Below are 12007 nucleotides of genomic sequence, written 5' to 3' on the forward strand. Positions count from 1 at the left end.
AGATAGTTTTTATAAGTTTGTTTTTATTAATTAGCAGGATATTCAAAAGTTGGTCCTGCGTTTTGTTGTGCATTTAACGGTTGTTTCATCAGTTCCACGGCTTGTTCTTTCAAAGCGTACATGTACATGATCGATTTTTCCAGCTCTCTCGCATTTCCTTCTACTGCTGCCTGAATAGCATCCAATAAATTTTTATAAGTTTGATTAAATGCTTTTCCCTGAGCAAACAATTGCGGATTGGATTGATAATCTGCCATTTTCGGATTCGGTTTCATAGGATAAGCCGCGCTCCAGTCAACCGGAAGTGCTTTCCCAACCGGTGGAGTAGTGACAGGCATCATTCCGTTTTCATCCATAAAAGGTTCGTAGTTTCCGCCAACATAAAAATGCTCATGGAAAACTTCTTTAAATCTGAAATAATGCGCCAATTCCGCACCTTCTTCAAACTGCGAAGGATCAACATCAAAAATAGAATCATCTGCACCTTCACCTTGTCCTTTAATTTCCTGAAAAACCGCAATTACTCCCGCTAAAGCTTCTACAGCGTGTAGTTTTCCACCGCTTCCGTAATATTGTTCCGGACGGATCTGTTTTGCAGGATCTCCCGTAAAAATTCCTCCCGTATTTAATTCTTTGAAATTTTGAGGAAGAGTTCCGTGTTCTTTATAATAAGCAATGATTTGGAAAACAACGATATAGAAGAATAAAACATCATAATATTCACCGATGGTGTGAACATTCTGCATCATAAAATCTTTCATATTTTCTAAAGTCCAGAAGTTATTTTCCTGAACAGCGCTTTTTGAAAGCAATCCGGAAGAGGTAATTTCGTGATCGTATTTCGGAGCTTTTACCAAAGGACTGCTCGGACTTTCAATCGCAATAAAAGTAGCGATACTGTTGGAAGAAAATGTTTCTAAACCTACGAAGAAATCAACATTCATCGGAAGTTTCATCGGGTAACTCGGGTAATTCTGAGGTCTGTTTACCGATGGTTGAATACTTACCGCATTCATCACATTACAAACCATAATCATATGAAGCATTTCTTCTACAGCAACACTTCTTATGATTTGTGAAGCCAGAATATTGGTTCCGTCTTTAATGGAATATAAAGCCGTAAGATAAGGTGGAATCGTAGAATGCTCAATCAAAATTGCCGTTTGCAAAAGATCCTGTAAAATCGGACGGTAATCTAGATTTTCCAATCCGTTTTTTAAATCAGAAGTATTTTTTACAGATAGCTCTGAAATCGGCTTTATTTCTGAAATTTCAGCTTTGAATTGAGCGCTTAAATACTTGTTAAATTCTTCAATTTGATCATTTAATAATAAGCTCGTTAATGTTTTGCTGTGGTGTTTTAATCCTTCAATCCAGTCTTCTTTGCTGATTTTGGAATTAAATAATAATGACTGTAATGAAATGGCATCTTCAACGATTGTATTTTTAGCAAAAGCACTTCTTAATAAATTATTATCTTGAGGTTCTGCTTTATTGATAAGTCTTTGTCTCATTGGTTTTATTTTAAAATGGTTTCCAGATCCTGCAGAATAGATTCTACCGAACGAATTGTGAATGCTGATAAAGTTAATGTAGGATTCGAAGTTCCCAAAGTGGTCATATTTCCTGCTCCTACGATGTATAAATTCGGGTGATCCCAAGATTTACAATAGCTGTTCGTTACAGAATCGGCAGCGTCGTGTCCCATTCTGTGGGTTCCCACGATGTGTCCCGCTCCGTTGTAAGAATATCTTACATTGTTGTAAACGAAAGTGTTGTTGTCTGTCGCATTGTATTTCGTGAAATCTTCTATGCCTAATCTTTCAAACATCTGGTCAGAAGCCAGTTTAGCCTGTTCCATTGCTTTCATTTCGTATTCAGTCAGTTCATAATTAATAACAGGACGCGGAATTCCCAAAACATCCAGATATTCATTATTAATCGTCACTCGGTTGTTCGGATTGGGTAACTGTTCAACTTCAAAATGAAATAAAACCTGTCTCGAAAGTCTGTACGCCAAAGCTTCTTTTAATTCTTCACCAAAAAGACTCTGTCCTAAAAATTCTGAAAGATCTGATCCGGGAGAAAAAGTAGGCCAGCTCCATCCCCAATTGTCAAGTGGAGAAATCCATGCAGAAAATTCACTTCTGAAATTTCCGTCACGGAAAGACGAAATATTGGTGGTAGAACCGGGACCTCTGTAAGAATAAATCGGATCTGGGAACAATCCCCAAGTCAGCATTACCATATGATCCATCAAGTTTCTTCCTACCTGATCGCTGCTGTTGGCAACGGTTTTCTCTACTTTTTGTCCGTTTTCGATAACGGTATATTTTGAATTTAAAAGGATTTTAGGATTTTCAAAAGCGTTGGCTGCAAGAATCACCACTGAATCTTTTGTATCGATAACTTCTTCAACAAAATCCGTTTTTTCTTTAGAAATATATCTTCTCAAATGAACTTTTGAGATTTTATCTTTATCCGCCTCATCTACACTTAATCTGTAAACAACGCTCTGCGCCTGAACCTGAATGTGAGGATTTCTTTGCAGATTTTCGTTTTTATTAACTTTATAAAGTGCTTTTTTCAACGTTTTCAAGGCATTATATTTTGCCTGAACCGGACAAATCGGAACGCAAGAAGCATTTCCTTCGCAACGTTCTCCCATGTAAGGATTCCAGACTGCGCCCAATGCTTTGTATTCTTCGTTTTCGATATTATTTAATGATAATTTATATCCTGATTCTGAAGGTTCTGCCTTAATTAATTTTGCTTTTCCGTAAGCGATATTCGGCGTAGAATTTCTTCCTTGTGGCGAAGGAACCATCATCAATGGGAAATTTTCAAAATTTAACTGAACCGAAGTTCCCGTCAAGCCTTTAATAATTTGCTGATCCATATAACTTTGAGGAATTTCATCCATCGGAAAAACATAATCTTTCCCATAGTATTCTTCCATACTTTCCTTAATCGGATATTCCTGTGCGGCAACATTCCCTGAAACGCCGATTTCAAATTCAGCCATTTCATAATAAGGCTTCAGAGTATCGTAATCAACCGGCCAATCCATTCCTCTGCCGTATCTTTCCTTTAATCTGAAATCATTCGGAAGCATTCTCGGCGTCGTTCCCAACCAGTGAAGCGTCGTTCCGCCTCCAACTCTGATCGCGTCACTCGCAAAAGGCATCGGACCAAACTGTACCAAATATCCTTTTTTATCTGGAAACGGCGGAATAATAGGTTCCATATCCAACACATTCGGTGAAGGAGCTTGTTTCAGATTCGGATAAGGTGAGTTCGGAACTTTTGCTTCTTCCATATAGAACTTACGGATATATTCGTTGTAAGTTGTCATCGAAGTTGCAGAATCCAGCTCCAGTCCGGCTTCCAATCCGGCTTCGTACATTAATATAGATAATTCTTTATACGTTTTTGAGTCATCCATTTCGGTACGGTGGATCATTTTTCCTTTTTCCGTATCAAAAACGTGGTCTGTCAGTAGTTTTGCAATCAAAGATCCGGCAATTCCCGTTCCTACGATGATTACATCTTTTTTTGGCTGTAATTTGTCTGTCTGGTTCATGCGTTGCTGTTTACAGGTTTCACGCCCCAAGATTTAAAGCCCGGCTGTTTTGCTCCCGGTGGATGCGCGTGCATAACGGTCCAAACCAATCCTTCTTTGTAAGAAAGATCGTTTACGTAAGCGCCTTCCCAAGTTCCCAGATACCAAAGTGTGATAATGCTGTTCGCAATATCCTGAGTTGCGGCGTTGGCAAGAATATCGGCGGAAATAGCATTGTTTAATTGATCTTTGGTATAAGAATTTTCAAGAGCATTTTTAGAAACATTCAAGAATTCTGTGAAGGTTGCGGCTTCCATATGATCGAGGATATGCCTGTAAAAAATCTCGGCTAAGCCTGTAGATTGCAGTTCGTTCACGGAAAATCCGGTGAGGGATTCTGAGATCCCCATGAACACGTCGAAGTAGTAATCACTGACGTTGGTGATGATTTTGTTGATAATCATTTCGTTGAATTTTGATGGTTTAAAGTTTTTAGTTTTTCGGGGGTAGTTTTTAGTTTTTTATTTTGTCATGCTTTACTTGTTTGATTAATTGATGATAAAATTAGATATTTTTCACATTGGTTTGAATAAATATTATTTATTTAGAATCTTTCAAAAGAAAATGCTAAATCCAAAAATTATGATAAAAAAATACGTTTATTGTTTTGAATTTTTAATGATGTTTCAAAAAATGTGGTAGGTAAAACGCCAAAATATATTATTTGTTAATTTTTAATGAAGAAATGATGAACGGTAAAAAATTAACTAAGATTGTTAATCTCCAAAAAATTGTCGTAAACCATTACTAAAGCCTTTAAACAAAAAAGCTTGAGAACTTCAAATGAAATTCCCAAGCTTACCCTAACTTTACTAATGGACTCTATACTCTAATCAATCATTTTACTTTTTAATTATTTTTTTAACTGAATTTTTTCCGTTTTCGAAGGTCACTTTCACGAAATAAATGCCTTTTGGAGCATCCGTAATATCAATCTTCTGATCTGTCATTCTTGCATTAATGATTTGCCCGACTGCATTGGTAACTTCCGCCGATTTTATTTTTCTTTCATCTTTAAAATAAATGATTCCGCTTGTAGGATTTGGATAGACTCCGAAGCTGTTATTATTTTTAATATCATTTACAGAAAGCGTATTCAGAGAGATTCTTTTCACTCTTGTTCCGCTTTGAGTATAGGCAACGACAAGATAATTATTCACAGGATCAACTGCGATATCCGTAAAAGTGGTCGCTCCGTCTGCAACAAAATCTCCGCCTACTTTTGACCAGCTTCCGCTTCCTGAATTAAATTTATAGACAGAATTTTTCCCGTGATTGGCATTCGAACTGTCCCAAATACTCGCCACAACATAAGGAATTCCGTTCGCTCCAACGGTAATTGCGGTATTATTGACAACCGTATCAGAAAAATTAGCTGCCCCAATCTGAACCCATTTATTTCCGTCAAATTTTTTCACATTCAATTTTCTTCCTTCCGCCGTGCTTGAAACATAGACTACATAAGGATTATTACTGCTGTCCAAAGCAATATCTGTGAAGGAGTTATCAGAAGTATATCCGTTTCCTAAAGCTGCACCGCCAAGTAACGTCCATGAATCTGTACTTGATGCATTAGCGCTGATTTTATAGACTTTTACGCCACTCGCAATCTGACAAACGTAAATGGTATTATCCGAACCAATCACCATTTCCGCAAAAGTAGATCCACCCGCAAAACCGGCTGTTCCCACTTGTTCCCAAGCTCCGTTTACATATCTTCTCACCGTTCCGGATCCGTCCGATCCGTAAGCAAAAAGAGTATTGGAAGGTGAAACTGCGGTTGCCTGATAATTAACACTATTTGAGGTCGCATTCGGTAATAACGACCACGCTCCGGAACTGTATTTTCTGACCTCCATTCCCGTTCCCGGATAACCGATCTGGTTGCTGTAATAAATGCTTCCTTGTGTATCAATCGTCAAAGAATTGTAAGTCGCCGTTCCTGTTGTAATTCCTGCAGCACCTCCAAGATACGACCAGGAATTCCCGTCAAATTTCTGTACAGAACCTTTCGCGACAGAAACATCATAATAAGAAAGGAAATAATTTCCCGAAGCATCAACTGCTAAATTATTATAGCTTGTTCCTCCCGCCGAAACGATAGAAGAAGCACCTACATTGTCCCACTGTTGAGCGAAAGCAAAAACATTCAGACCAACTCCACAAACTACAAGAGCTTTTCTGACATTAAAAAAAGAGTTATTTTTCATAATAAAAGAATGTTTAAAAAAGGTTGAAATTTTTACGAATTTTCAGTTCTAATAAAGTGTGATTTTTGGTAGAATTCTTTTGGTGAAGAATTATCAACAAATTTATCAGTTACATGAAATAAACACGCTTTTAAGTTGGGAATTATCAAAAAATGACATACTCATTACATACTTTTTGATGTTTTTGAGTGTGAAATTTATGAATTTTATAAAATTGAGAAAAAGAATTCGGAATTTTTGAGAGAAAAAAACAGAGGTGTAATACCTGTTTGAATCGATATTTTTTATTGTATAATTAATACGTATTCAATGTGAATTTTAAAATATTAATAATTAAATTAAAATGTAAATTGCAGTAAATTAAAGACCATCAATCCAGTTATAAATGTCAACCGACTGCGGAATTTCAAACTTTTTTCGGAGTCTGTATTTTTTATTCTGAACGGTTCTTGTTTCTATAAATGTATATTTTGCGATTTCTTTGGTCGTTAATTTTAATTTCAAAAAGGCGCAAAATTCGATCTCCGATTGTTGAAGTTCAGGATTGAGTTTTAATAATTTATCGGAAAACTCAGGAAAAGCATTTTCAAAAGCAAACATAAAACTTGGATCATGGTTTTCAATAAGATTAATTAAAGTTTTATAGGTTTCATGAAGGTTTTGATTGATTTCTATAATCTTTTTCTTTCTAAATTTAAAATAGAGAAATAACGAAGCTCCAATGAATAAAACCAGAGAAATCCCCCAAAGAAGAAGGCTTCTGTCGGACAATTTGCTTTGTTCCTGTTTGTCTTTACTGATGACTTCCTGCAAAGAATTGTACTTGCTTTGAAGCATCTGCAAATCATACTGTTTTAGTTTGTTTTCATAGAAATCGGCGCTGTCTTTTTGATTGTTTTGCTGATAAATTTCTTTAAGAGATTTATAAATATTATTGATATTCAGTTCAATCCCAATCCGTTTGCTGATTTTTAATGCTTTGTGGAAATTTTTGACTGAATTTTCATCATCTTTTTGCTTCTTGTAATATTGCCCGATCACCGTATAATTGTCGATCATCGATTTGTCTTCCGAAATATCCGAAGGCTTTATATGAATTGATTTTTGAGCGTAATAATAGGCAGAATCTAAGTTGTATTGCGCATAAACATTAGAAATATTAGAATAGTTCAGGTATTGAAAACTTGCAAATTCTTTAGGATCTTTCAGCTCGTTTCCGCTTTTTATTTCTTCGAGAAGTTTTTTGGCTGCATTTTTTGGTTCGTTTTTATCTAAATAAATATTAGAAAAACTACTCAGAATATTGGCTTTAGCATAGAAAATTTTCTTGCTTTTCGATTGATCTCTCTGAAGGATTTCATAAGCTGTATTTAAATGAAAAATAGCTTTATCATAAAATTTATTCACCGAATACGTCTCTGCGATGTAGATATTTGCCATTGCTTCATAATACACATTATTATATTCACCGGAAACTTTTTGTAGCTGTTCAGAAGAAATAATAAGACTGTCGACCTGATTTTTATTATAAAAATACCGGCATTTTTTTTCCAGCAGTTTCATTTCCGAAACAGAATCTTTCAGTGTTTTTGATTCTTTGATAAGATTATTGAGCTGCGAATAGGCTTGGTCGATATTCGTATTAAAAAGTGCAGCGTTCGAAGAAACCTTATCTCTGAATTCTTTCCTATTTTCCTGTGATTGAGAAAATAGCAACGAACAAAAAAATAAGCTGGAAAAACACATCAATCGAGCAGCTCTTTCAATCATTAGCAAACGGTACGGCTTTGAAAATTAAATATGAATGGTGAATTATTACGTAAAATTAACAATATTATCAGTAATTGCTTGAATATTTAAAGATAAATGCATAAAAGTATTGAATGAAAATAATAATAACGAATATGGAATACTCAAATGAATTTCAATTTTAAATCAATCATTTTTCAAATAGCTGATTTTGAGTTTGTTTGAATAATATTCTTCTTCGTTTTATGGGAAACGGAACGATTTCTTCAAATCCATGAATTTTCCGCTACGTTTTTTCATATTTATTTTCTCTTTTTGATAAAATCGGTAACTGAGTATATAAAATGGTTAAAATTTCATCTTAATTTTATCGGTTTTTTTAACTAAAAACATTGTTTTTTTATATTATTTTAAAAAAAAATTAAGAAAGTTTCTGTTTTTTCTTATCATGTTTTTAATGATTAATAAAATTATTTTTTTTAATCTTTTTTTTTGCTGTAAATGTCTCTTTCTGAATCTTTTCAAAAAATAATATCATTGGTTTTACGATAACCTTATCATAATTTTAATGAAATAGTTATCATTAAAAATCGATATGTAATCTATTGATAAGCAGTGTGTAATGTTTATTTTATTTTTTTTATTCAACTGAATTTTTATATTTGTGATGTTACGTAAATGTTAACGCTGTAATGAGTCCGAATTTTATACATACCTATGTTTCTGTCGATTGTGTCGTTTTTGGTTTCGACTATGAAAACAGACTGAATATTTTATTGGTAGAGCGCCATCTTGATGCGGAAAGACAGATAAAGCTTCCCGGAAGTTTGATCTTGAGTGATGAAGATGTAGATGATGCCGCAGAAAGAGTACTTCATGAGCTTACAGGAATTAAGAAAATGGTTCTGAAGCAATTCAAGTGTTTTGCAGATCCGATGAGAGCAAGCGGTCAAGACGACATCAAATGGATGGGAATGGAGTACAAGCATCATATTGACAGGATCATTACGGTGGCTTACCTTTCGCTTTGTAAGATCGATCACAAGATCAACAGTACAAAGTACGACACGGTAGATTGGTGCCCTATTGATAAATTGCCATCGTTGCCGTTTGACCATAATAAGATTATCAATGAATCTTTGGTGGAGATCAGAAAATGGATAGAATCAGATTTTTCGATTATTTTCGAACTGCTTCCTAAAAGATTTACAATCAGGCAATTGTATCAATTATACGGTGCGTTAAGTGAAAAATATATTGATATTAAAAATTTTCATAAAAAAATATCTTCGTTCAACTATATTGTTCCGTTGGATGAGATTGAAAAAAATGTATCACACAGAGCAGCAAGATATTATAAGTTTGATGCTAAGATTTACAAGAAAAATAATACTAAACTAATCAAATAATACCCTTTTTTGAATTATGTACTTACTAGGCTATGATATTGGCAGTTCTTCTGTGAAAGTTTGTCTCATCGAGGCATCCAGCGGAAAAGTGATCGCATCAGAATTTTCTCCTAAAAAAGAGATGAAAATCACGGCGATAAATCCGGGTTGGGCAGAGCAAAATCCGGGTGATTGGTGGATCAACCTGAAACTGGCTCACGAAGCTGTCATGCATGAATCGGGGGTACATCCAGAAGACATCAAAGGAATTGGGATTACGTGGCAGATGCACGGTTTGATTTTGGTAGATAAAGATCAGAATTTATTGAGACCTTCGATTATTTGGTGCGATAGCCGCGCTGTTCCTTATGGAGAGAAGGCTTTTAAAGCAATCGGAGAAGAAAAATGTTTGTCACATTTATTGAATTCACCGGGAAATTTTACCGCTTCAAAATTAGCTTGGGTAAAAGAACACGAACCGGAAATTTTCGAAAAAATAGATAAAATAATGCTTCCGGGAGACTACATCGCCATGAGACTTTCAGGCGAGATCGGAATGACGATTGAAGGGTTGTCAGAAGGTATTTTCTGGGATTTTAAAAATAACTGCATTTCAGAAGATGTGATTAATTATTATGGAATTCCTAAAAGCTTTTTCCCTGAAATTGTACCAACGTTCGGAATTCAGTCGACAGTTTCTGCAACAGCAGCTCAGGAATTAGGCTTAAAAGAAGGAACTCCGATCTCTTACAGAGCAGGAGATCAACCCAATAATGCATTGTCATTAAATGTTTTCAATCCCGGAGAAATTGCTTCTACAGCAGGAACTTCAGGCGTTGTATACGGCGTTTTAGACAAGCTTGAATATGATAAATTATCAAGAGTAAATACTTTTGCCCACGTTAATTATACACCGGAATTAACAAGATTGGGAGTTTTACTTTGTATCAACGGAACAGGAATTTTAAATTCTTGGTTAAAGCACAATTTCGCTACTTCATTGTCTTCTTACGGAGATATGAACGATTTGGCATCACTTTCACCGGTTGGAGCAAAGGGTTTGAGCATCATTCCATTTGGAAACGGAGCAGAAAGAGTGCTGGAAAATAAAGAAACCAATTGTTCGATCCACGGAATTAATTTTAACATCCACTCAAAAGGAGACATCTTGCGTGCAGCGCAGGAAGGCATCGTGTTTTCTTACGAATACGGAATGAATATCATGAGAAATATCGGGATGGATATTCAGGTGATTCGTGCCGGAAATGCCAATATGTTTTTAAGTTCGATTTTCAGAAAATCACTTGCCGGAGTGAGCAATGCTGTGATTGAGCTTTATGATACCGACGGAGCGGTAGGAGCAGCGAGAGCAGCAGGAATGGGAATCGGTTTTTATGCAGATTCTAAAGAAGCTTTTGCTTCTCTTGAAAGAATTGCCGTGATAGAACCTCAATTAGAAAAACGAGAACAATATTTAGAAGCTTATTCAAGATGGAAAAGTCATCTTAACGAAATAATCTAAACCAATCCAATCTACAAAGGAGTTTTCCATTGTACTTATTGACCTTTCCAGATCAATGAGCAGGGAATTTTTACGCTAAATTTTAAAACAAATTAAAAAATTAAAACAGATAAATATGAACACTTTAACAGGTACAAAAGAGTTTTTTACAGGTATCGACAAGATTCAGTTTGAAGGAAAAGAAAGCAGAAACCCATTGGCTTTCAGATATTATGATGCAGAAAAAATCATCATGGGAAAACCGATGAAAGACTGGACGAAATTTGCAATGGCTTGGTGGCACACGCTTTGTGCAAACGGAAGCGATCCGTTTGGCGGACCTACAATTCATCATCCTTGGGATATCGGAAATGACGCAGTAACCAGAGCGATGCACAAAATGGATGCAGGTTTTGAATTTATGTCTAAAATGGGCTTCAATTACTACTGTTTCCACGATATCGACTTGGTAGATCCAGCCAACAACTGGAAAGATTATGAGAAAAATCTTCAGGCAGTTGTAGAATATGCAAAACAAAAGCAAGCTGAAACAGGAATTAAGCTTTTATGGGGAACAGCGAACGTTTTCACGCATGAAAGATACATGAACGGAGCTTCTACCAACCCGAATTTTGATGTGGTGGCTTGTGCAGGAACTCAGGTTAAAAATTCTATCGATGCAACCATCGCTCTTGGTGGTGAAAATTATGTTTTCTGGGGTGGAAGAGAAGGTTATATGAGCCTTTTAAACACAGACATGAAGCGTGAAAAAGATCATTTGGCACGTTTTCTTTCAATGTCCAGAGATTATGCGCGTCAACAAGGTTTCAAAGGAACTTTCCTGATCGAGCCAAAACCGATGGAACCTACAAAACACCAGTACGATTACGATTCTGAGACCGTTATTGGTTTCTTAAGACATTACGGATTAGACAAAGATTTTAAATTAAATATTGAAGTAAACCACGCTACTTTGGCTGGTCACACTTTTGAGCACGAACTTCAGGTTGCGGTTGACGCAGGACTTTTAGGAAGCATCGATGCAAATAGAGGAGATTACCAAAACGGTTGGGATACAGATCAGTTTCCGGTGGATTATTATGATATGGTTCAGGCTTGGTTGGTGCTTCTTCCGGCGGGAGGTTTAGGAAATGGTGGAGTTAATTTCGATGCTAAAATCAGAAGAAATTCTATCGATGCTGAAGATTTATTTATCTCTCACATTTCAGGAATGGATGTTTTTGCAAAAGGTCTTTTGGCTGCAGCAGATATTTTGGAGAATTCAGATTACAAAAAATTGAGAACAAACCGTTACGCTTCTTTCGACAACGGAAACGGAAAAGCTTACGAAGAAGGATCTCTTACTTTGGAAGATCTTCAGAGAATTGCCCACGAAATCGGCGAACCTCAACCAAAAAGCGGCAAGCAGGAATTGTTTGAAGCCATCGTAAACATGTATATCTAAAAAAATAAAAAGGCTGCTAAACACTAAGGATTTTTACAAATTATAATTATTAATAGCCTTTTATTCAACCCT

8 protein-coding genes are annotated in these 12007 nt (G+C 35.8%); 3 read left to right on the forward strand and 5 right to left on the reverse strand.

The window, feature by feature from the left end:
- Positions 1–26: 26 nt before the first annotated feature.
- The 5 genes from J3D55_RS12030 to J3D55_RS12050 all read right to left on the reverse strand — a co-directional run bounded on the left by J3D55_RS12030 (position 27) and on the right by J3D55_RS12050 (position 7548).
- Complete coding sequence (locus tag J3D55_RS12030) at positions 27–1514, reverse strand: ferritin-like domain-containing protein (RefSeq protein ID WP_259131387.1); 1488 nt, start codon at positions 1512–1514, stop codon at positions 27–29.
- Positions 1515–1519: 5 nt separating this feature from the next.
- Positions 1520–3583: a GMC oxidoreductase gene (locus tag J3D55_RS12035; protein ID WP_259131389.1), complete on the reverse strand. Its 2064-nt coding sequence runs from the start codon at positions 3581–3583 to the stop codon at positions 1520–1522.
- Entirely contained in the window at positions 3580–4026 is a 447-nt protein-coding gene (locus J3D55_RS12040; RefSeq protein ID WP_259131390.1) for a sugar dehydrogenase complex small subunit, read from the reverse strand. Before J3D55_RS12040 ends, J3D55_RS12035 begins: the two co-directional genes overlap by 4 nt.
- Before the next feature lie 438 nt (positions 4027–4464).
- Positions 4465–5832 carry a T9SS type A sorting domain-containing protein gene (locus J3D55_RS12045; RefSeq protein ID WP_259131392.1) on the reverse strand — a complete coding sequence of 456 codons (1368 nt, stop codon included), beginning with the start codon at positions 5830–5832 and terminating at the stop codon, positions 4465–4467.
- Positions 5833–6192: 360 nt separating this feature from the next.
- A complete protein-coding gene (locus J3D55_RS12050) occupies positions 6193–7548 on the reverse strand; it encodes a helix-turn-helix transcriptional regulator (RefSeq protein WP_259131394.1) in 1356 nt (451 codons plus the stop codon).
- Between the two features lie 725 nt (positions 7549–8273).
- On the opposite strand from J3D55_RS12050, the gene J3D55_RS12055 reads away from it, so the two are divergent.
- The 3 genes from J3D55_RS12055 (at position 8274) to xylA (ending at position 11935) form a co-directional block, all read left to right on the forward strand.
- On the forward strand, positions 8274–8990 hold the full coding sequence (locus J3D55_RS12055) for an NUDIX hydrolase (protein ID WP_259131395.1): 717 nt from the start codon (positions 8274–8276) through the stop codon (positions 8988–8990).
- Positions 8991–9006: 16 nt separating this feature from the next.
- The gene (locus tag J3D55_RS12060; RefSeq protein WP_259131397.1) at positions 9007–10491 is read left to right on the forward strand and encodes a xylulokinase; all 1485 of its coding nucleotides are present in this window, start codon (positions 9007–9009) and stop codon (positions 10489–10491) included.
- A 115-nt stretch (positions 10492–10606) separates the two neighbouring features.
- A complete protein-coding gene (xylA, locus tag J3D55_RS12065) occupies positions 10607–11935 on the forward strand; it encodes a xylose isomerase (RefSeq protein ID WP_259131399.1) in 1329 nt (442 codons plus the stop codon).
- Positions 11936–12007 lie beyond the last annotated feature (72 nt).

The sequence above is a fragment of the Chryseobacterium ginsenosidimutans genome, assembly GCF_024807225.1.
GTDB classification, from domain to species: Bacteria; Bacteroidota; Bacteroidia; order Flavobacteriales; family Weeksellaceae; genus Chryseobacterium; species Chryseobacterium ginsenosidimutans.

Excerpts from the sequence above, each read along its gene's own strand:
- J3D55_RS12045 (WP_259131392.1), bottom strand. The coding sequence starts at position 5,832 with ATGAAAAATAACTCTTTTTTTAATGTCAGAAAAGCTCTTGTAGTTTGT.
- J3D55_RS12035 (WP_259131389.1), bottom strand. The coding sequence starts at position 3,583 with ATGAACCAGACAGACAAATTACAGCCAAAAAAAGATGTAATCATCGTA.
- J3D55_RS12055 (WP_259131395.1), top strand. The coding sequence starts at position 8,274 with ATGAGTCCGAATTTTATACATACCTATGTTTCTGTCGATTGTGTCGTT.
- J3D55_RS12030 (WP_259131387.1), bottom strand. The coding sequence starts at position 1,514 with ATGAGACAAAGACTTATCAATAAAGCAGAACCTCAAGATAATAATTTA.
- J3D55_RS12060 (WP_259131397.1), top strand. The coding sequence starts at position 9,007 with ATGTACTTACTAGGCTATGATATTGGCAGTTCTTCTGTGAAAGTTTGT.
- xylA (WP_259131399.1), top strand. The coding sequence starts at position 10,607 with ATGAACACTTTAACAGGTACAAAAGAGTTTTTTACAGGTATCGACAAG.
- J3D55_RS12040 (WP_259131390.1), bottom strand. The coding sequence starts at position 4,026 with ATGATTATCAACAAAATCATCACCAACGTCAGTGATTACTACTTCGAC.